12 protein-coding genes and 1 pseudogene are annotated in these 23,072 nt (G+C 35.6%); 1 reads left to right on the plus strand and 12 read right to left on the minus strand.

The features are described from left to right. Positions 1-107: 107 nt before the first annotated feature. Positions 108-8,852 carry an Ig-like domain-containing protein gene (locus tag AVFI_RS17415; RefSeq protein WP_188863749.1) on the plus strand — a complete coding sequence of 2,915 codons (8,745 nt, stop codon included), beginning with the start codon at positions 108-110 and terminating at the stop codon, positions 8,850-8,852. Between the two features lie 88 nt (positions 8,853-8,940). Here AVFI_RS17415 and AVFI_RS17420 read toward each other — a convergent pair whose 3' ends face one another. From AVFI_RS17420 to tagH, 12 genes and pseudogenes are all read right to left on the minus strand, one after another. Next, complete coding sequence (locus AVFI_RS17420; protein ID WP_041941208.1) at positions 8,941-9,369, minus strand: hypothetical protein; 429 nt, start codon at positions 9,367-9,369, stop codon at positions 8,941-8,943. A gap of 183 nt (positions 9,370-9,552) precedes the next feature. After that, entirely contained in the window at positions 9,553-10,167 is a 615-nt protein-coding gene (locus AVFI_RS17425; protein WP_054775942.1) for an imm11 family protein, read from the minus strand. Beyond that, positions 10,164-10,871: an AHH domain-containing protein gene (locus tag AVFI_RS17430; RefSeq protein WP_063651947.1), complete on the minus strand. Its 708-nt coding sequence runs from the start codon at positions 10,869-10,871 to the stop codon at positions 10,164-10,166. Before AVFI_RS17430 ends, AVFI_RS17425 begins: the two co-directional genes overlap by 4 nt. A 12-nt stretch (positions 10,872-10,883) precedes the next feature. After that, positions 10,884-13,658: a DUF4150 domain-containing protein gene (locus AVFI_RS17435; RefSeq protein WP_199414895.1), complete on the minus strand. Its 2,775-nt coding sequence runs from the start codon at positions 13,656-13,658 to the stop codon at positions 10,884-10,886. A gap of 40 nt (positions 13,659-13,698) precedes the next feature. Further along, positions 13,699-14,298, minus strand: a pseudogene (icmH, locus tag AVFI_RS17440) (type IVB secretion system protein IcmH/DotU); the annotation flags it as partial. 199 nt (positions 14,299-14,497) lie between these two features. Then, positions 14,498-15,298, minus strand: a complete 801-nt coding sequence (locus AVFI_RS17445) for a hypothetical protein (RefSeq protein WP_188863981.1) — start codon at positions 15,296-15,298, stop codon at positions 14,498-14,500. Beyond that, positions 15,291-17,477 (minus strand): glycoside hydrolase family 19 protein, encoded by a 2,187-nt coding sequence (locus tag AVFI_RS17450; protein ID WP_236782109.1) that lies wholly within the window; start codon positions 17,475-17,477, stop codon positions 15,291-15,293. The genes AVFI_RS17445 and AVFI_RS17450 overlap by 8 nt, the downstream gene beginning before the upstream one ends. 9 nt (positions 17,478-17,486) lie before the next feature. After that, on the minus strand, positions 17,487-18,944 hold the full coding sequence (locus AVFI_RS17455; RefSeq protein ID WP_199414925.1) for a DUF4150 domain-containing protein: 1,458 nt from the start codon (positions 18,942-18,944) through the stop codon (positions 17,487-17,489). Between the two features lie 40 nt (positions 18,945-18,984). After that, the gene (gene icmH, locus AVFI_RS17460) at positions 18,985-19,776 is read right to left on the minus strand and encodes a type IVB secretion system protein IcmH/DotU (RefSeq protein ID WP_155656042.1); all 792 of its coding nucleotides are present in this window, start codon (positions 19,774-19,776) and stop codon (positions 18,985-18,987) included. Next, entirely contained in the window at positions 19,773-21,098 is a 1,326-nt protein-coding gene (tssK, locus tag AVFI_RS17465) for a type VI secretion system baseplate subunit TssK (protein ID WP_012535575.1), read from the minus strand. Before tssK ends, icmH (AVFI_RS17460) begins: the two co-directional genes overlap by 4 nt. Before the next feature lie 11 nt (positions 21,099-21,109). Next, positions 21,110-21,610 carry a type VI secretion system lipoprotein TssJ gene (tssJ, locus tag AVFI_RS17470; protein WP_012535132.1) on the minus strand — a complete coding sequence of 167 codons (501 nt, stop codon included), beginning with the start codon at positions 21,608-21,610 and terminating at the stop codon, positions 21,110-21,112. 1 nt (position 21,611) lies between these two features. Next, positions 21,612-23,066: a type VI secretion system-associated FHA domain protein TagH gene (tagH, locus tag AVFI_RS17475; protein WP_188863684.1), complete on the minus strand. Its 1,455-nt coding sequence runs from the start codon at positions 23,064-23,066 to the stop codon at positions 21,612-21,614. Between the last annotated feature and the right edge of the window lie 6 nt (positions 23,067-23,072).

Raw genomic sequence — 23,072 nt, forward strand, 5'->3', positions numbered from 1 at the left:
TTATAGTTATTTTAACTATTTACATGGTTTATGTGTCACGTTGTCATTTATTTACTAATAAATATAATGCATGCAGTCTTATAACTACAACTCGCTTTTATATATTTATGCGTATATTTTCATTTTTAAAACTGTTTGCTGGGCTAGGCTTAATTCTATTAATTTCATCATGTGGTGGTGAAAGTAAAGATACTTCTCCACCCAAACGAGAAACGACATCAGTATCAGGGATTTTATTTGATGCTCCAATTGCTGGTGCGCGAGTTGTACTATGGGAATATGCTAATGGAGCTATTGGTAAAAAGTTAGGTGAAACACGAACCTCATCTAAAGGAGATTACTCCATGGAGGTGAATAGTGGTTCTATGCCTGTACTTCTTCAAGCTTTTGGTGGTGCCTATACTGATCCTGCCACAGGGGAAGTTGTTTATGAAGGTGATGGTAAGACGCTTAAGTTTGAATCGACAGCGTTTTTTTATGAAAATAAAGCGAATCGAATAATGTTGACGCCGTTGTCTTTAATATCTAAAGGGCTTGCTGATTATAAAATCCACAAATTAGGCATGGACGCTGAAGGTGCAATTGATAGTGCCAATTCAACTATTAGCAACATGTATGGTTTTGATGTCATTACTGTTGAACCAATTGATATTGTTAAAGGAGGGCAAAGTGCTTACGTTACCACTGGGCATCAATATGGAGCATACCTTACCGCTTATTCTGTTTTTTCAAGTGATTTAATTAAAAAGTATCCAGCGTCTGATAGCAGTAGCATTTATACGTCATTTACACTAAGTGACATTATGTACCGAGATATTAGTGCTGATGGTCAATTGGATGGTTATGAAACAGATAATATTAGTGGATTAGACAAAAAGATATCTTTTGGTAAAGAGTCTGTATCAGTCGAAACATATACTAATATCCTTTCGCAATATATATTGATTACGGTTAACAACAATAGGCTTAATGTCTCTGGTACAAATCCTAACGATTACAAACCATTTGCTAGTAAGGTAAATAAGTTAGGTACAACTCCTGAAACTATGACAGTTTTCCCTCCGAGAACGGAAGTTCCTATTGATGATACGGAACCAACGGTTGAACGAAGTGATAAAGATGTTTTAGTTCGATTAGACTCATTAGATCTTTTAGTGAAAGATAATGTAGGTACTAAATCATTAAGAGTTTCTCTGCAGTATCAAGATGATCTTGGTTGGTCAACTGAATTCGCATGTCCTGAAGTTGGTTTCGGCGATGGTTATTGCAACATTAACACCGATACTTTTATTGAAGGTGCACGTGAAAATAAAGCATCTATTTTGATCGATACTAGTAAACTAGATGCAATTAGTGAGACTATCATAGATGCAAAACTGGTTGTGTACGCTGAAGATATTGTTGGAAACGAAAATACCACACCTTACGAAATTCCTTTTCAATGGGATAACTTCGCTCCAGTGATTGAAATTGAATCTGCCACCACTTTTAACCCAAGTTTAGGTCATGATTATTTACTTGAAGGGTTTGTGAAAGAAGACTCATCAGAATTGAGTGAATTCACTGTTAGTTTTAATAATGGTGAACCTCAACCTGTCACTTGTCATGAACGCCCTGCCGAGCATGGTTATGAATGTACGTTCCAAGAAAGTTTTGGAAAAGAGCTTTTCTCAAATGCCTTATCTAAGTTTTCTTTAATTGTTACTGATGAAAATGGGAACAGAAGTGAAACTATTCATAATGTTCTTTCTGATACCACTAAACCTAACCAAGCTATATCATATCCCGATACACCGATGAGTTTTATTCAAGTGATAAACAATGTGCGACAAGAGCTCATTGAATCCTATAGCTCCAGTTCATTTTCTACTATTGATCTTGCTAATAAATTCTTAAATATTCCATATCGGTATGCAAAGGATGGTTTATTAATTAGCCATCCTACGGTTGATTATGAAAATTTTGATCCAGCAATTTTAAATATAAATAAAATCCCGTACATAAAAGTTAAAGTTTCTGATCCTATTGAAGGGGCTGTTTCTGGCGAAAATTTAGGTACTTCCGCTGAAAATTTAATTTTGCGTGTTGATTACAAAGCAACAGAAGATGGGCAAAGTTCTCCTTCTGAGAGTAATGCTGTCACAAGTGCTGATTCTAATACTATTCCTCATGAGACAATTAACTTCGACGAAAATGGTTATGCGAAAGAAGTTATATATTATATTCCGTATACAAAGGAGATCTTTGGTAATGGTTTCCGTTCTGTCGGAGAAAATCATGTACAAGAAATAACGCTAACAACTACCGATGGCTCTGGAAATGTTTCGGCGAAACAAACGATGTCATTTAGAACAACATTCAATTTGCCTGAACTAAAAGTTGTTACCCCATTTATTAATGCAACTGCGAGTTTTGAAGTTTATGCGGATAATGGGTCAACACAGCTTATAGCAACATGTACAACGGAACAAAAATCATTAATTAGTGAGCCTAATATTATGACTTTGGATGTTGCTGGTTGCTCTATTAATTCTGAGTACATTGGCGAAGTTATAAAAGTTTCACTTTCTAGTAAACTAGATTCAACCATACACAACAAATGGTCTCGAAAAGAGCAACAAGTTGCTTATTTGGATTCTGATTCAGGTTTTTCGGCTCATGTGCTGGTTAATGAAGGACAAAATGTATACATAACAGAATTAGCTGTGTATCAGAGTGGTTTCTTTGACTATTTATGGGAAAAAGAACCAAATAAGAGCAAAGAAAAGGCCAAAGAAATTCTAGTTAAAGTAAATAAGATGCTAACTGAAGGAGACAGTTTCTTTGGATTTAATCCAATTTTAACAGCTTATGCTACAAATGAAGAGATAGAAGCTCATACACCATCGAATCCAAGTTTGCCATTTCAGCATCGATACCTGTTGGAGTCTTTAGTTATTCTTTCAGATAAGAGTGCCATTGATGATAGTGTGTCATTCGCTAAGTCTTTTTATGATGATTTTTCATTTGATGGTAAACCAAATGGTACTGGTAAAAATGGTGGGATCAGTTTAGGTGGCTATAACTTTAGCGAAAATACCTATCGTTCTGATTTAGCAAATATTTATTTCAATTACTTGACTAATGATCTTGATATCTCTGATTCAATTGCGCTTGCTTATGCAGATAATTATGCAACGGCTAATCCATATTTAGATGGCAGTGCCTTGTTTAGTGACTCTGGTTCTTCTATTGATACGCAACCTCCTTCTGTGACATTAACACCTACTAGTGGTCGTCAAATTCAAAAAAATAATCAATGGTACGTTGCTGGAATCGTGGGCTCTGAATTATTGTTGGAAGATCCATCTGGGATCAATGACACCACTCGACCTCCTGTTTTTGATGCGTCTTGGGTAAACCAAAGTGGAGCTGTAAGTAGCATTTCTGGCATTATTTATAAAGAAGACAGTAGAAATAATCAGTTTACTCAAAGATATAATTTTGATTTTAATACATTAAATCCAACTTATTCAGGTATTGCTTCGTTTAATATGGATGTTAAGGCAGCAGACTCTCATGGTAACGACTATGGGTACTCAAGTGCGCCTTATTCAACTATGTATATCATTGATAACAGCGCTCCGACATTTGTATATGAACCTCCGTTTTCGGCTTTACCTGATTATGATCAAAATACATATTTGAATTTAAACAGCAAACAAAATTTAAACTTTACAGTGACAGATGTTGTCGGTGATAAGCCTGATGTTAGGCAAATCGTTTTATCTAAAGGGTTAGTAAAACAAACACTAACTAAAGATGATTTTTATGTGAATTCGACAAATCAAATTGTTGTTTCATTATGTAAAAGTTCGGTATGTTCTGATGCTTCTGAAAAAACAGTGGATCTTGATGATGGTGAGTGGTCATTTGCACTAGAAGGCGAAGATGAACTTGGTAATAAGGTAAAAGCTCAAGATATTGCTGCACCTAAATATGTACTTAATATTGATTCTTCAAAGCCAGAAGTAACCACAGGAGCAGAAGATAAGTTTATCGGTGGTAACGAAGAATGGAATCCGAATAGTATTATAGAATGGGGAGCATTAAGTGCACCAAAGGATATTCAAGTAAAATTAAATAGACCGGGTGCGAGTTGGATTGATGTTGTTAAATGTTCCGTTGCAGATGGTGAAGCGTGTTCGGATTATCCTGCTTATCTAACAGGAGTTGCACCAAATTATCAAATTCAGTTAGTTGCTGAGCATTTTACGCATGGAGTGAATAATCAATTTAAAATTACCGCTATAAATGATGCATATCCAAGTAATACAGGAGAGGGTACACATACTTTTAAAGTAGATAAAGAAGGGCCTAGTATCCTTTTAGCAAATCCATCGTTAACAGATAAAGTGTCGAACGGCAGTCATGTTATGGGACGTAATTTTAATATCAATATTGCGCAAATTACTGATGATTCCGACGTTGAAAGTGTCTCTGTATATCAGGAAAAAACAGATGGTAGTCGTATTGCTATTCAAGAAAATACTGCTGTAGTTACGCCAGAGAATCCATTTTCTATCGTATTACGAAATGTTGATACAGATCGTATCGTATTAGCGCCAAATTCTAATTTAGTCGATCTTGTAGTGAAGGCTCAAGATCAATTTGGATTTACGCGTTTTACAAATAAAATTGGTATGCAATTCGATATTGAAGGGCCAACGCTATCATTAACTAACTACTCACCTTCTGAATATTATCGCTCTAATTTTGTATTTAATTTAAATGCACTAGATTTAAGTCTAATCGGCGACACTTCGTCTACAGGTGTGAACCGAGATACCGTAAAGTTTTGGGTTTATACTGGTTCAACGCCACCTGTAGGTGACCCTGGTAGTAAACCTAAACCTGATCATCCTAATGATATCCTATTGGATTCTCCTACTGATGCGAATCTTAAAGTGGAAGCTCAAGATATTAGAGGAAATACAAATTCGGAAATTTTTAATGTAAAAGTAAATGAGACTGCACCTGTTGCAAGTTTAGCCATGGTTTACGCTGATGATGACACAACGGTTCCTAGCGATATTGCTACGTTGAAAAAGGACGTAAAACTGATTTTAACGCTTGAAGATAAAAGTGGTATTGCATCAATTGTTAGCAGCTATCAATTACAAGGTACAACGGGAAGTACTACATTAAACTTTACAAAGAAATCAGAAGTTGGTGATACAACGGTATGGGAATCATTGATTAAACCTAATGTTGATGGTACTTATGCTATATCTATCTCTGCAACAAATAATACAAAAGCAAATAATGAAAACGATTTGCTTAAAGCTAACATTTCTCGTTCTTTAATGGTTCAAACTGAAGGGGTTGAGTTAGCTATTACTTACCCAATTGATTTTACATCGCATATATCAAATAAAGATGTGAATGTTCAGTTTAAGAAAGTAAATGATGGTGGATTAAAGTCATTAGAGTGCTGGGTTCGTGAGAATTATAGCAATGATACACCACCAATCGATACTTTGTATTACGCGAAATATAATGAACCAACAACGCCGATTTGTAATATTACGGTAGATAAAAACTTTTTAGATAACCCAGTGCTTATTACTCGAACAATTGGTGCTAATAATGCAGAGAAAGTACAGAAGTTTAGTTTTAAAATGGCTGATGTTGTTGCTCCATATATTAAAGATCAAGCTAGTGGTTATCGATTAAAAGCGGCAGATGTTACTGTTGACTCGTCTAATATTAAGAAATTACAGCTTAATGTTGATTATATTGATGCGGACTCAAACATTGACCTAACAAAAGAACCTACGTTAGAAAAAAATGGTAATACATTTAGTCCTTTAGGTTGTGAGAGATCAACAAGTGATGACTCTCTTGTTCGTTGTACCTATAAGGAAAATTACAATCAATTTATCAATGGTATTGAAACAACGCACTTTGTTAAAGCAAATGGTGTTAAAGATAAAGCGGGTAATGCTATTCAGATAACGCCAATAGATAAGAGTATATTACAGTTGATTATTCCAACAGGAGACTTTGAAGCAGATGTGACGAGTTTAGTTGATAACCAGTATATTGATGGAAAGTCGATAGAATTTGCTTTTAAAGTTAAGTTATTTGACGAGTCAAGATTGGAAGATGTGGTCGTTTCATTAGCTGATACTGACTATACATTTAGTAATGACCCGGATAAGCATTTTTCTGATTTTATAGTATGTGCAGATGATGCCACAGCTACATGTTCTACATTTAAAGGTTTACTTCCAGATGATTATGCAAAAGATAATGTGGTTATCAAATTACTTGCAAAAGATGTATGGGGTAAAACGGCTAAGGACTCTCTGACTGTGCTTCTTGATAATGAAGCTCCAACAATTGAAGATACTTATCAATTAAGTCGATCACCAATAGCAGATAAGATCCGAGCTACTTTTGATCTATACGATAATATTTCAGGTAGTGGATTAAGAGAAGTTATCTACGAAGTTAAAGCAATTAACTTTAAAGAAGAGAAAACATCTGACTTTACTTTTATTGATCTAGATGAGAGTCAAATCGAAGGAAGAGATAGATTAACTGTTGTTATTTCAGCTACGGATAATGTTGGCTTAAAGAGTACTAAAACAATTAATCTTGATTTAAGCAAGCCTGAATTGACATTGGATTTTATCGGTAATTCAGAATTGCAGGGTAATAAAATTGCTCTGAAAGAACGATTACAAGATTTAACGATTAAAGCTACATCGGCTAATTCAATTACGATGTCGAATTACACGTTAAAACTAGTAAATAGCAAAGGGGAGATTCCTGTAACTGGCTCATTTATTGGTGATACTGCGCGCGGTCAATTTACTTTTAATGACGGTCAGCAAGGTCAATACACATTAACTTTGACAGCAACGGATAATATTGGACGTGACATGACTACTTTCATTTACAAAGGTATGACTTTTGGTGATGCCGGTGCTAATAGCTATGTAGATTTTGTAGCTCCAATGGTTGGTGCAGTACAAGGCGAACAAATGACATTTGTACCTAGCAGTGGTTATTACCAGTACAATGTTAAATCAATGGTGAGTGATGCGAATTTAAATGAAAACCGTGTTACATCAACATTGAAAACTGGTTCGCAAACATATACACCGCAATCGGTAACAAAACCGACCGGTCCTACAGAACCATTTATTTTCCATTATTTGGTTCCTGCTGGTGACTACACGGCGACGGTGACTGCGGAAGACTATATTAGTCAAGAGACAAGTAATACAGGTGCTATGAAGGTTACGGCAGCGACAACACCATCACTCAGTATTACAAGTAGTGCAAATGATTTAGGTTCAGAGGCCCAATCAACCATTACATTTACTTTTACAGAAGATGTAATTGGTTTTACTAAAGATGATGTAACGGTAGTGGCAAGTGACTCAGGGGCTACAGGAGCTCTAGACTTCAGCGGTTGGGCAGCAGGACCAGCAAAAGTTTGGACTGCTGTATATACCGCACCAAAAGGTCAAAATAAATCTGTCACTATTTCTGTAGCTGATGGCAGTTATACAAGTACGATTACTATGCCAGGTATTGGAGCGTCTAAAGAGGTTAATGTGCTTGGGTTATTACCTTCAGTATCAGACGTTGTGTTCGATCCAGTTCATGCAAATAATGGAGATACAGTGAAAGTCACTGTTGATTTTTCTACGAACGTAACAAATGCTTCAGCTCATTTAGGTGCTAATGCTGTTACGTGGACAGAAGGCGTAAGTACGGCAAAATGGATTGGTACAGTTGATGTCCCTGCTACTCTAAATGATCAGCTTTCATTAACTGTTACGGGCTATGTGGATACTAATGGTAATGTGGGGGATGCTGATACTAGTGGGATTTTATATTTAACACCTTCAATTGCAATTAATACAATCTCGGATGGACTTATTAATGAAAGTGAAGCTGCGAATGTCGTTATAACGGGTAGTTCGACTCGTTTTACTTCTGGTGATAATTTAACACTATCTTTTAGTAATTCTGCAGATAGCACCGCTATTCCTTCAGAATCTGTAACTATTGATGGTAGTGGTAACTGGACTACGTCAGCATTAGATATGAGTTCTTGGCTTGATGGCACAATTACCGCGGAAGTAACCGGGACTAATCAACATAGCATTGCGGCGCCATCTGTCTCTGGTACTGTAACGTTGAATAAAGCAAAACCTACAGTTTCAAGTGTTGTAATAACACCAACAACACCCTTAAATAATAGTAGTGTTCAAGTTACGATTAGATTTAGTGAAAATGTATCTAATGTTGTAGCGTCTTTAGGACAACCAATTGATTTTAGTTCTGTAACAGCACCAGCTACGGAGTGGATAGGTACTATCTCTTCTTTAAATGTTGGTGTTGAAAGTTATAAAGAATTAATCGTTTCTGCTGGTTATGAAAATGTGGTTGGTAATCAAGGTAATATGCATAGTGAGCAAGTAGCTGTAACTCCTGAAATTACATTGGATTTGATCGCTGGTGACGATGTGATAGGGACTGATGATTCAGATCGTTTAGTCATTACGGGGACAAGTTTAGGTTTTGCTGAAGGTGATAGTATTGATATTACTGTTCAATCAGTAGATCAAGTTGCTAAGAACTTTAATCAAACTGTACAGATACAACGAGATGGAACTTGGACTACTACGGTGGAAGATATTTCTGGTTGGAGAAATTCTGATATAACTATTACTGTTGACGGTACAAATGCTTATGGTGTAAATGCAACAACAGTAAGCAGAACGGTGCCATTAGATGACAACGTTGCTTTTGTATATCGTGATGATTGGTTAACAAGAAAGGCTGCATAGTAATTAGTTAGATGTAATAAAAACGCCAGTGAATAAATAATTCACTGGCGTTTTTTTATACATGAGAAATCGTCATTAATGATGATGATTATTTAATGTCATTTTTAAGATTATTTATTGTATAAATCAAATAACCATAAAAAAGACTCCAGAATAAACAATAGCTAAGTAAGTAAATAATAGAGTGCTGGTCATATTGTGTATACGTAAGATAACCTAATACGTAAACTGCTTGAGCAAGCGTTAAATACAAAATTAAGAATACTTGCCACTGATGCTTAAATAATGGAAGTTGATAGCCATAAGAATACAGGGCACTCATATAACACAATGTTGTAAAGGCAATGATATTATCTTGAATATCATTGAATATGTCCAAGATATCATAATCATCTAAGATTTCTAAAGTCATCACCATAAGCACAATGATTAAAATGATTGTATTTAACACCAAACGAGCAAATTTTCTGTCTTTGAATCGTCCGCTCTCGACGATTGAAGTAAATTGAATAGCCATAGAATTTTTATAAAATTTATTGTGCGCCGATTCTATGCGATTCGTGATTTTTAATCTCACTGAAATGATAGTTAAAATAACTAAAGTGATAGTTTTTTTGTGTTTATCGTGGGAGGTAGGGGGAAGGAAGTTAATGTGGGCCGATGGAAAAACACCAGCTAGAGAGCTGGTGTTTATGATGAATTAAAATTGTTTCCCCATTTCCCATTCTGAAACTTTTATGAACTTCAAAGTGTCTACTTTATGTTTATTAAAAATATCGACTATTTTTTTATGGACAAAAACAGGAGCACCACTTGCTTTTTCTGGGATGAAAATCAATCGTTTTTCTTCTTGTATCGAATTGAGTTTATTTACGTCAAGATAATATTTATCAATATCATGTCGCTTATCATCTTCATCATAATCATCAATGATACAGTGTTTGAGATTTAATGCATCTATTTTATTATAAATATTAAAAAACCAGAAGTTGTCATAAAAATCACCATTGTCATCAATTATGACTGTTGGATAAAGTTGGAAATTATCAATTTCAAAATTATTTATGTCATCTTTTATTTTATTAGAAATAATAGGATAGTTTAGGTTTAAGTGTGCATTTTTAATTGGTCTTTGTATTGAGTTTAATAAGTCTTTATCTTTATAGGCATTTTCGAAAAAAAGAGGTTCTTGCCCCATGTTTATTTTTGTATAAGTATAATTTCTATCAAATGTTTTTTGTAGAGGACTTAAATATAATGTTTCATTATTATAATTTTCAAAGACTATATAATATTCATCGTTGTATTTGTTCATTGTCCAACCTTTGGCTCCCAATTTTGTTGATTAAATGTAATGATTTTTTTATTACCTTTAATTGTGTTTCCTTTTTCAGGGTATCTATAATCTATACCTATATGCATTCTATTTATACATATATTTTTCGATATTCTGGCTTCTGTTATGTTTCCCGAACCAGCACAACCACAATTTCCTTTTTTAAAGTTTAGGTAAATATCTGTTAAAGGTAGCTTAAATTTGTTTATTCTTTTTAGCGTCTTTCTACTTACAGGGTCCATTACTTCAGAATGAATTTCGTGGTTTGTTTCTCTTTTTTTGGTTTTTCCATAGCAACTTTGAATGTCTTGAATTAAATCCATTATTTGTGTTGATACATATTTGTGGTAAGGTTCTTCTTTTGGTTGAGAAAAAATATGATCACCACGATGAAGTTGACAGTGAAGTTGACATGCTCCAGGTAAAGTTGCCGGAAAACCAACTAAATTATTTAATGCATTAATATCATACCCTTTTTTTTCTAATAATGAACCTAAACCACTTATTGTTACAGCTTCGGCAGATATCAAATGGTGAGTGTCCATATGAATACCGTGATTGAAAGGGTGGTTAGAGATTTTTTTTACTTTAGAGATCCAACGCTTCCTATACCCTTTTTTTTCTACTGTACCATTTATAAAGTCGATTTCTTCTTTGGAAATTGCTTTTTCTATTATACTCATAAAATGATCTCGTTATATGTAATTCACTTCACCACGATATAGTTTTGGTGTTTTATGCTCATCAGAGTGACATAAACGACACTTTCCATTTCGTTTCACATTGGTTTTAGTCATGGTTAAGGTTTCATTACCTTTGCCTTTAATTGATCCCATTGGTCTTTTAATTAGTTTATCTGCTAATTTATCGTAATCTTGTAACACGTCTACCATGCCTTTTGTTGTATCCATGAATGCACTTAAAGCTTTAGATGCATGATTTAGTGTCGATATGCGTTTAGTTCCTAAAGTCAGTTTTGCTGTAACAGCTGCGATTCGAGTTGCTGCACCTGCTCCTAGTGTTAGTACAGATAGGGCTATTGTGAAAATTACTTCTAGTGCAATGTAAGCACCTGCTTTTCCTGCATGGTAAGCGTAAAAATTGGGTGGAATAGCTTCAATAATTAGACTTAAATAAGCGTTATATAGCATAGCACTTGAATGATCTTGGATTACAGCAAGCGCTTTTGAAAAATGTTCACTTTCTTTTATTTCTTTTGCCCATTCAGGATCAATCTCCATTAGGATTGTATCAACAAAAACTTCAATGGCATCAATATCACCATCTGAAAGATTTTTTGGTAAATCTAAAATAGCTTGTCTATTTTTGGCAATACATTCGAGTTTACGTAAGAAATCTTCACCATCGGCATATAGTGTCTGAGCACTCTCTATTGCATCATCAATGGTCTCGAATGTTGCTTGTTGTATATCACCGAGATCTTCTTGAAGTTGAGCAATGAACCAAGTAACGTTACGCAGATTTCCTTCTTCATCTGTAATTGATTTTGTTATTGAATCATAGGTGTCGTTTGCGTAGTTATATAAATAATCGTAAGCATCAGAGCCTGATGAAGAAAGGGTATCTCCAATATCTTGCCAGATACGTGGTGAAAATAGCTCAACAAGATCACTTCCCCAACCTTTAGCTCCACTAATTACACCGTCATCTAGACTAAATAACCCTTCGTCTTCCCATTGCTTTTGGAAGCCTGACATATCTTGAACAAGAGTGTTATAGATGCCATCCAGATAAGCCTCAATGCTCTTACGTGAGTTTTCAATCTCTTTTTCTATTCCTGCTTCACCTTTAAACTCTGCGATAACAAGGTCTGTATTTGGTTTTAGATTATCAAATGCAATAACTCCACCTTCATTAAGTTGTGTTTCTATCGCCAACTCTTTAGTGTCGGAAATAGTACTTGAGAATGAGCTTTTATTAAGAGCTGCTTTTTCTGCATGAACGACAGAGTTCGTTGTGATCTTGATATTTTCAGCTAAAAATGGGGTTTGCCAGCGATCATCATGTACAGCACGTACCTTTATCCATTGTTGTTCTTCTAAATCGATGTTGGGATTCGTATTAACAACATTGCTAATGATTTGAGCCTCAGCAGAATAAAGGCTTTTATCACTCAGAATAACGGAGACAGGGGTACCATTATTAAGTAATGAACTAACTTTTTTTTCTAAATCAGCAAAGGCAGTTGCTAGTTTGTCTGTTAATGTTTTTGTGAACGAATTAATGGTGTCAACATGTGAAGAATAGATATCCTTTGATAAATAAGAATAATTTAATCTATCGGCTTCAGAGCCTAGGGATTGAATACGTAGCTTAATTTCTGTTAACAATGCTTCTAGCTCATTATTAAGTAATTGTTTTGCTTTGCTCCATTCGTAATTTTGTAAATATGTATGAGGGTTTCCTTTCCCACGAGCACGCATATACGCTAAGAAATGGTTGGTTGTTTCATGCTTAGGTAGCAGGAGAAGGGTTGATAAAATTTCACCTTCATCCAATATAAGTGGTAATGTTTGTGCGATTAATTTAGGTATACAGCTATCGTCTTTCGAATCTACATTTGCCAATATATATTCAGCTAATGTACTGAATGAATAATTTGAGTGCTGGTGGTTAAAATGAGATTTAGTTTCTAGCTCTACAATGTTATAAAAATAGGGGTCTGAAGATAATGTTTTTCTCATTGTTCCCCAAGTTTCAACGACCGTTTGCATACGAGCAGGCTGCCAAAAGGTTTGTTTTCCCTGAGCTGCAAGATCGAAAAATACATCGTCGGTAAGTTTTTCTCGATAATGAGGATTAACACTTCTTGGTGACTGAACTATAAAATCATCGGCACTTTCTTGATAAATAATGCGGATTTCTCCTGCTGGAATACCGGAAGCTGACCCCGTACCGTTAGTAGATAAAGTTCCTGAACCTAATACTGAATTATTTGGATCCACAATATCAAAAACCGCATTTTTAAAAGCACTTCCATCAGGGTAAAAACAACTCACATCAACAGTATAAGTTCCTTCTTCTTCAGCTGTAACTGACACAGAAGGATTCTGTGCACCACCTAAACACATGGTATTGGCTTTGTTCATTGTCATTTGGTCAGATAAACGACAAACACCCTTACCTTCAAATTTAACGGTAGGGGAGGCGGAAATAAATTCTGCTTCAGCTTCAATGGTGCCAGAGGCTACGCCTTTTTTATCACCCCCGGCATCACCAGTACTTTTTGAAAATGTGCTTCCTTTAATTGCAACAGGGTTTCCACCGTCCATTGTGATGGTGGTTGTGCCTTTAGCTAAGTCAGCAGATTTAGCATTATTTCCATAAGGGATAGGTACAATAGGTTTACCTACCTTCGTTAAGCACACATCAGGCAGGGTAGCATTAGCTTCACCCCCAGAGCCTTGATGAACCACACTTAATCCATTTGCCGCAACAGTAACGCCCATAATTTAATGACCTTTTCTATAATGTCGAAATGCAGAAAATCTACTGGTAAAGAGACAGTAGCTTTTGAAATCGAACATCAATAACGAGATACGTAGCGGCATACATGGCCGCAAATAGTAAAGCACTGACGCCAAGGATCAACTTTGGAGGCAGTACGCGTTTTAATGGTTTTTTTAAGTACTTAGATTTGACATCAACTAATGCTACTTTCTCTTGCTCAGCCAGACGCTCGTCACGAACTAAACGGTAGATAGTGTTGCCGATCTCAGTCAAACTCTCAGCACCACGCTCAGCTCGACCATATTTACCTTTAAAACCCAGTTGTAGGAGTAAATATAAGAATTCGATTACATGACGATACTTGCGAGGATCTGCTTTTAATCTATCTAAAATGACAAAAAACTTATCGCCACCTGAGGTTTCATTATGAAATTCAGACAATAAGCTGTTCTGACTCCAGTTACTGTTGGCTCCCCATTCTTGACGGCATACCGATTCATCCATTGCAGCACATAAGCAATAGCGAATAACCAGAATAGATGCACGGTCGACTTCCATTTCGTTGAGCATACGTTCACCTTTACGTATTTCACGAGCGACTTGCTCACGAAAAGGCATAGGATCATCAAGCCATGGAAGACATACAAGATAAAGAGAGCTGTGCATTAATTATTTTTTCTTAAGCGAAGTTAGTTTAATTTCAATAAAGTTTATAGTACGCAGATTCTATGCGGTTCGTGATTTTTAATCTCACTGAAATGATAGTTTTTGTGGAAAGTAAGTTGATGTCGAGTGATAAAAAACACCAGCAAGATAGCTAGTGTTTTAATGGTGAAGTTTAATTAAAATATTCGTTAATATTTGATGGGAAAGGGGTTATTATATTTTTGCATGGTTTATTAAATATTATTTTGTTATCATTTTTAACTGATAAATTATAGTCATTTATTTTTTTCTTTGTTATATAATATATGTAACCGCCTCTGCTAAAAGAAATTGTATCTTTTCCATTATCAAATGAAATAGGTTTTTCATTTGATAATGGATATTGTAACTCTATGTTATTATTGTTTCTGTAAACATAATAATTTCGGTTGTTTTTATTCTTTAGTGTTACTTTTTTGTTGTTATTTAATATGCATGAAAATAAATCATTTTCTCCATAGTGTAACTTTTTTTGTAAATATTTTTTTATTTCTTCTATATTGTTATAATCATATTCTTGATTTTTTAAATCATTCGTGTAACCAATAAATCCACTTAGGTTACTGTCATTATTTAGCTCTGAGTACTGATGTAATGTTTTATTTTCATATTTGTAAATGAAAGTTTGATATTGAGTTCCTTTAATATCGTAATGATTTACATTCCATGATATTAGTACTAGGAATAATGTATTATTATCGATCTGTAAAAAAGAAGAATCATTTAGCTCGGGCTCTCCACCTTCAAAAGAATATTTGTCAATTAAAGTTGTTTTTCCATTATTTATTATAGTTAGAGCTAAAGGATAATTTTCATCATTTTGTTTTATAAAATTGATGACTCCTTCATCAGGGGTTTTTATTTCATTTGATTTTGATAAGTTGCTAAAAGAAAACAATATTAATATTAATATTGTTTTTAGTGTATTATTCATTGCTTGACATCCCCATCTGTTTAGTAACCATTTTGTATCTCTTTTCTCTATCCTTTAAACCATTAGTTCCGCCATTCACTTTTTTTGTAATATCGATAACTGATGCAGAAGATGAAAACTCGTCATTGATTTTTTTAAATTTATACCAGAAATAAAAAGCAGAAGAGGTTGCATAGTCTAAACTATCTGCAACTAATTCTGGATTAATTAAGAAGTCTTGTTGATCATCAATATTTTTAGAGTTGTGATATGCAGTAAAAGCAGTATATTTATCTCTACCTGTAATTTGGATTAATCCACGTCCCCTGAATTTATAACCATCACCAGAATTTTCGTTCCCATTCCCCATACGATCTGCATAAACGTAGTTAGCTAGTTTTTTAGAGTTTCTGGCGTAATCATCTTCATGGGTCCATAACTTGGGTCTAAGTTGACCTAAGTCGCAACTGTCATTTTCACGATTGTAATTATCCTTTCCATACTTACAACCAAAATATTCTCTCATTCTTTTTTTACTATAACTTAAACTTTCAGTTGCAGCTACAAAGTGACTTTCATGACCAACTTGAGATAAGAAGTGCGCAATGACTTTTGGGTTTGTCATATTATAATTAATAGCATATTTATTTATATATGGTTGTATTGCACGGCATTGTTTTTCATTCATTTTTAAATTTGCAGCAAAAATCATTTCAAAAGTAATTAATTCACTTGTAGATAATGAAAAAGGCCAGAAGTGCCAAAGCGTTTTTGGTATCTCTAGTTCTGATGCTTCTTGTATCCAAGCGAGTTTATCTATTCGCTCTTTTTCATGATCAACCAACTTATCATGAGCCTCTAAAATGAGTTTTTTATAATCAGATTTATCATATTCTTCCTTGCTCATAAATCGCATTATTAGCTTATCTTCTAGCAATTTTCGACCCGTTTCAATAACAGCATTAAACATATGCGTATCTGATTGATCGTACCATTCACTAGGATGCTTAACGATAAGTTTCTCAAATTTTTCTTGTTTTGTATTTAAATAAACCTTGAGATTTTTTGGCGTATAAGTTGAAAAGTCGACTTTCGTTCCATCTTTATTTTCTTCTGTTACTTTACTTGCGATTTCTTGAAAGAATGTATTTGATTCATCTAAAGCACCTGAACTTGAAGACCCATCAATGAGAGTAAAATCGCTCATTGTTGCATTTTTAGCCCCTATGCTTTTTAAGAAGAACTCTGATGGTTGATCAATAGAGAATATTTCTATGTGAACGCGGTTATCTTCTTTCTTAGTTGCATGAGTATCTTGGCTGTATTCATGTAATCCCATATAACCAATATCATCGCCTGCTTTAATAGGGATAATAGTTTCTGAGATGGGGGTACCGTCAGTATTAGCGACTTTAATTACTTGAACGGAACCATCCCTTATTTGTGCCAGTGGATGTGACATCCATTCTGGCTCATTCATGGGCTCTTTGGATACAACTTCAGGGTTATTTAAAATATCAAAAGGGGAGTTTAGTCCTGATGCGAACCAAACCATTTTTCCTTTAAGACTGTTTACTTCTTTATCAGTATTGCTACCTAAAGAAATTACTCGACATTTAATATTATGATAGGTTTTTGAACCTATAACGTAGGGTTTCGTTTGATTCTCATCGGCGTATAGGTATTCAAGTACACTGCCTGTAGGTAATGTAACTGTTTTATTTTTTTTACTGCGTTCAGGTTCGGCATCAAATTTGAAGGTACGAACATTTCTTGCTTTCAATAGTCGATAACGAGTAGTTATAGAAGCATTTGCTCCAATATCACTAGGTGGAGCGAGATGCATGTAAAGAGAATAAAAATAAAAATCGGCTTCCTCATCTGGCTTTGGACTTTTTGCTATGTGCTCAACTAATACAAAGTTATTGCTAAAAGACAATTCTTGTTCTTGATAAGTACTTTTTAAATATTCTGGGTTTATTCTGTATGCAACAATATTTCCACTTAGCATGGCTTGTATAGGGCGGATACCTTTTCCCCATGGAACCATTTGCGTAGTGAGATGAACACCACTGTGCCATCCATGGCCTTGGCTAAGAATATAGCGACCACTTTTTACTGATTCAAAAAGCTGTTTGAAATCACTGAGAGTATGAAAAACTTCACCATTACGTTGAGTGATTGGAAATACTGCGTCCATAATTTTTACCTAGTCTGAAAATATGTCGTCAAAAGTCACGATAGAAGGTCGATGTATATTGTTGGCTTTTGTATATACAACGGCATTTATTTCACCTGAATTCGTAGTAAAGCCTGTCGTTCCTGTAATGCTAACGATTGACCCTACAGACATTGCATAGATAGAAAGAAGTTTATCATTTGTTTTTTCTAGTATTTGACCAAAAATATCAGGAAGTGAACGTGACAAGATATTCAAACCATTTTTGTAATTATTAATTCCTTCCTCAATACCTGAGAAAGAGTGGGTTTGTGCTTGAAGTAAAATGTAATCTAATCGTTCATTCAAAGCGGTGATTAATTCATCTAAATGAGAGCAGATTTGTTTATTTATAATAGTCCACAGCATTGTTTGTATATAATTAGCCGTATTACCTGTGCCTAAATATCTTAATTGAGCAAGTAACTCTGCTGGTGGCTCGGTAATATCCGCTTGAAATAATATACGGAGAATGTTGCCATTTTCATTAACTTGTTCAAAAAGCAGCTCTAGCAATGACTCATATTTATGTAATGTTTCACGGTCTTCTTGAATGTGGAAAAGCGCAGAAATGAACGCGTTAGCAAAATCATTTAAATGATTTAGGCTTATGGAAAAAGGAGATAATAACCTACTTTGCTCAAAGACCATATTTTTAAAGTCATCGTCACTTAATGATGGTGAAATTAATATTCCCCAATCGCTGTTAACACCAATTTTTGTTTCCCAAAAAGGCGCTCGTCTGCCAGCAATGAAAGTACAAAAGTCTTGTGGGTCTTCGTACAATTCTGAAGGCTGATTTGCTATTAATGGTGCGATTGGTGAGTATGAATCATTACTTTCTTTTAGAATCAATGAACACTCAGATGGAGGCAAGCCAGAGCAGGAAGCTTTACCATTTGAATCTAATATACCACCATCAAGAATACCACCTTGCGAATCTTTTAATTCAAATGGAGCATTAGCGTAAGCAAGTCCATTTGGGTATTTGCATGTAATATCAACCGTATAAGTTCCTTCTTCTTCAAGAGTTAGTGACACAGAAGGATTCTGTGCACCACCTAAACACATGGTATTGGCTTTGTTCATTGTCATTTGGTCAGATAAACGACAAACACCCTTACCTTCAAATTTAACGGTAGGAGAGGCGGAAATAAATTCGGCTTCAGCTTCAATGGTGCCAGAGGCTACGCCTTTTTTATCACCACCGGCATCACCAGTACTTTTTGAAAATGTGCTTCCTTTAATTGCAACAGGGTTTCCACCGTCCATTGTGATGGTGGTTGTGCCTTTAGCTAAGTCAGCGGATTTAGCATTATTTCCATAAGGGATAGGTACAATAGGTTTACCTACCTTCGTTAAGCACACATCAGGCAGGGTAGCATTAGCTTCACCCCCAGAGCCTTGATGAACCACACTTAATCCATTTGCCGCAACAGTAACGCCCATAATTTAATGACCTTTTCTATAATGTCGAAATGCAGAAAACCTACTGATAAAGAGACAGTAGCTTTTGGAATCGAACATCAATAACGAGATACGTAGCGGCATACATGACCGCAAATAGTAAAGCACTGACGCCAAGGATCAACTTTGGAGGCAGTACGCGTTTTAATGGTTTTTTTAAGTACTTAGATTTGACATCAACTAATGCTACTTTCTCTTGCTCAGCCAGACGCTCGTCACGAACTAAACGGTAGATAGTGTTGCCGATCTCAGTCAAACTCTCAGCACCACGCTCAGCTCGACCATATTTACCTTTAAAACCCAGTTGTAGGAGTAAATATAAGAATTCGATTACATGACGATACTTGCGAGGATCTGCTTTTAATCTATCTAAAATGACAAAAAACTTATCGCCACCTGAGGTTTCATTATGAAATTCAGACAATAAGCTGTTCTGACTCCAGTTACTGTTGGCTCCCCATTCTTGACGGCATACCGATTCATCCATTGCAGCACATAAGCAATAACGGATAACCAGAATAGATGCACGGTCGACTTCCATTTCGTTGAGCATACGTTCACCTTTACGTATTTCACGAGCGACTTGCTCACGAAAAGGCATAGGATCATCAAGCCATGGAATGGAAGACATACAAGATAAACTCGCAATAAGCCATGAGAATTGGTCAACTAATGGGTTGATCCCCATAGATGAAATATCCAATTCACTGACTGAAATATTGCGAGATAAATCAGGGGCGGGCATAACCTCCATGGGTTTGCCCGGCTCAGGTTGAAAAAGTACAACTGTTACGTCGTCTTCAACATAACTCATAGTCTAACGGCCCAAAGCTGTAGAGATAAGTTTGCAAAATCACCTGCAACATGAACTGCAATGGCTGCAGCTTTATTTAGTGCCGCCCATTCTTCGCTTGATTTATCTAACTCAAAGTAGGTGTAACCCGCGTGATATGGCAATGCACGAGGAACCACCGGCATAGGTTTAATATTGATACCTGGCAGTTGTAGATTGATAAGTTCACGAATGTTATCGATAGAGCCAATCTTAGTTTGAGATACAAACTGAGTATGTAGTATATCAAGAGTAACGTCAGCTTTAACTGCCAAGATAAAGGTAGTTGATTCAACGATACTTCTGTCTGAAATTGGCGCAATACGAATACCATAACCTTGCTCTTTAAGAGGAAGAGGAATAGCGCGTTGTTCTGACATTACGCTTAAGGTCACTTTCGAGTTATGTAAGATGGTTGATAAACAACTCGTTAAATTACCGTGATTATAAGGAACGAATTCTTGTGGTCGGCGTGACGACGAACATAGGGTTGCTAATTCACCTTCTGCTTGCAATAAAACACGATAAAACGCTTCAGGGTGTACGCCTTCAATGTTGGCAAAGTGCCAGAATAAAGGTTCATAACGGTTTAATGCTTGAAGTAGCATGAAATCAGAAACCGATGAAACACCTTGCTGATCAACCACACCTAAGCGTTGCACAATGGATTCAGCACGATGACGAAGCATGGAGGCAAATTCAGTAGTAAATTTCTTTAATACCGTAGATGCGTTGATATCAATACATGTAGGGATGTAAGCATTATCAAGAATAATACTGCCATCTGGTTTTACTTCTGAAATTTTTAAGATTGGAATAGAGGTGTAAGCACTCTTATCTTCATCTTCATACATTAAACAAAAATTCAGTTTACCAATGGTAATATTGGCAATTTCTTCACTGTCATAACACGCGTCTACTGCATCTTGTGTGTGTATAGAATAGCGAGCACCATCTTTACCTGTACCAAATAATTCTGAACGTTCAGAAGGCAATGGACAGCATAGGTACAGCACTTTATTCGCAACGGATGCATCGACATCTTTTACCTCTGGTAAAGAAGCGTGCAGTGGTAAATCAAAAGGGGTTCTATCTTGCAAGATACCTTCTGCGTGTGTGATACCAATTTTTCCTAAAGCCAGTAACTCGGTATTAATTTCAATGCGCTTTATGCCCCAGTGAAGAGGTGATTCAAACCCACTTAGCATTCCACTTTGTTTACCTTGAAAGCGATCTAGCTGCTGGAAATGTTGCGGTTTCATGAACATTCCATCTTGCCAAACGACAGGGTTATATAATGACATTATTGATATCCTTAAAAATATATTTGCTCAATACCGCGAGTATTGTTGGAGCTAAGTTCACTTTCTTTTAGGTTTAGCTTTAAGAAGTATTCGCTTTTTTCTTCGATTAACTCGACTTTACGCCAAGATGATCCGTTTATGTCTCTAAATGCTACAGAGAAACCGATAGCTCGAGTCGCTGGGTCTAATACCAGAGTCTCATGAACTACATCCCCGGGCTGAATTTGGTATTCGTATCGTTTTATATATTCATCACCAAGTGCATCTTTGTCATTTTCAAATAACGCAAAGAAATCAAGGTTACGAAAAAGAACAGGGGAGTTTAGTTCATGAATCCGCAATATGACGGGTGATGATTGCCCACCTTCACGAACATTTAATACTTTATCTGCTGTAATAATTAACTCGATAGAAGAGGTTTCAGGGGTAATTCCTGTTGATTCTTTAAACTGATCCCACATAGTGCAGCCAGATAATAAAAAAATAAGAGAAAACGTGAGTAATTTTCGCATGTTAAGCCTTTAATCTTTTTGTGTATTGCTCTTTGATTTTTTGTTGAACGACTGAGCTGGATATATCAATCTTTTCGTTATTATGGTTTTGATAAAACTCGATATATTCTTTCCATAATTTACCGCTTGCTTTAAAGCGTGATTGTGAACGCACGTCTTGAGCAAATTTTTCAGGATGCAGCATCAGTAACTTATTGTTGATGACGTCATTGGTTGCGTTAGTCATGTTTAATTTATGACTGTCTAGTTCATCTAATATCTGTTCTATCAATTCGTTAGGTGATAGCAGTTGTTGATGATTTAAAGACAGCATGAGTTCAACAATATTAGTCATTGAATCGTCTTGTTCATTATTTTTTATTGCTTTTAGCTCAGAGAGTTCTTTTTGCAAATTGTTGATACATAGGCGTAAACAATTCCCCATCTGTTGGAAGAATTGCTCGTCTGTTTGTTCTATTTGCGAGGCTGACATTCCTAAACCTTTGTAAAAAGCAGATGCGGCATCATCACTCATTTTTGAGTTGAATGACGTTTCTATTGATTGTGATGGATACACATCCATAGATGTTGAAGGTGCGATAAAAAACTCATCACTTTTCGGTTCAGTTGTTGAGACTGACGGTTGAATGGTTTGAGTCACATCTTCCCAAGCCAACTGCTCAGTAACTGATGGAATTATTGTCTCTGGTGTAGAGTCAACAAATGAATGTACCATGGGTTCTGACTCTGAAGATGTGGCTATTGGTTCATCAATTTGAACTGGTGGCATTGATGTATTAGCTAAATCATTAGAAAACCAATCTTCAGGAATTAAATTAGGGACATCAAATTCTGAGTGTACGCTATCGCTATCATCAAGTAATTGACGAGTATGGACTGGTTCATTGATTTTTTGTTCGTGTTTTTTTTCATTCCCATGCAATAAATGATCATCATTATTGGTTTGGGTAATGAAATTTAGATGAGCAACAGGATCACTGCTATCAACTTTATCTATACGAGTTTCTTTAAACAGATCTGCAATGTTACCTTTATCTTGTTCTTCATCTGGAGTGTATTCAGCAAGATTAACTAACGGATCGGTTGAGTCTGTTTCTTCCGAAATATCCGCGGCAATGTTTACTGAGTTAGATAGTTTTTCTAATCCAACAGATATTTCGTATCGACCAAGAACAATCGTATCGCCATCGTAAAGTGAAATTGGCTGGTTTTTTAATAACTTATTTCCGTTAACTAACGTACCATTAGTACTAACATCACTTAGGTAATAGGTATCACCGTAAATACTAATTAAGCAATGCGAGCCAGAAATAAAGCGGTTATGGTCGACTAAACTTACCGTATTGCTTGGATTTCGACCTAATGAACCTCCGCCTTCTGGCATTTCAATATGTTTGCTACCTGTATACTCTTCTGGTGACTTTGTGATAAACAGGGTGAGTTGGTTTAAATGCACAAGACG

This window comes from Aliivibrio fischeri ATCC 7744 = JCM 18803 = DSM 507 (assembly GCF_023983475.1).
In the GTDB taxonomy this organism is placed as follows: Bacteria; Pseudomonadota; Gammaproteobacteria; order Enterobacterales; family Vibrionaceae; genus Aliivibrio; species Aliivibrio fischeri.

Coding starts and splice junctions, on each gene's coding strand:
- AVFI_RS17430 (WP_063651947.1), bottom strand. CDS start 10,871: ATGAGTATAATAGAAAAAGCAATTTCCAAAGAAGAAATCGACTTTATA.
- AVFI_RS17415 (WP_188863749.1), top strand. CDS start 108: ATGCGTATATTTTCATTTTTAAAACTGTTTGCTGGGCTAGGCTTAATT.
- AVFI_RS17425 (WP_054775942.1), bottom strand. CDS start 10,167: ATGAACAAATACAACGATGAATATTATATAGTCTTTGAAAATTATAAT.
- AVFI_RS17450 (WP_236782109.1), bottom strand. CDS start 17,477: ATGGACGCAGTATTTCCAATCACTCAACGTAATGGTGAAGTTTTTCAT.
- AVFI_RS17435 (WP_199414895.1), bottom strand. CDS start 13,658: ATGGGCGTTACTGTTGCGGCAAATGGATTAAGTGTGGTTCATCAAGGC.
- tssK (WP_012535575.1), bottom strand. CDS start 21,098: ATGTCATTATATAACCCTGTCGTTTGGCAAGATGGAATGTTCATGAAA.
- AVFI_RS17445 (WP_188863981.1), bottom strand. CDS start 15,298: ATGAATAATACACTAAAAACAATATTAATATTAATATTGTTTTCTTTT.
- icmH (WP_155656042.1), bottom strand. CDS start 19,776: ATGAGTTATGTTGAAGACGACGTAACAGTTGTACTTTTTCAACCTGAG.
- AVFI_RS17420 (WP_041941208.1), bottom strand. CDS start 9,369: ATGGCTATTCAATTTACTTCAATCGTCGAGAGCGGACGATTCAAAGAC.
- tssJ (WP_012535132.1), bottom strand. CDS start 21,610: ATGCGAAAATTACTCACGTTTTCTCTTATTTTTTTATTATCTGGCTGC.
- AVFI_RS17455 (WP_199414925.1), bottom strand. CDS start 18,944: ATGGGCGTTACTGTTGCGGCAAATGGATTAAGTGTGGTTCATCAAGGC.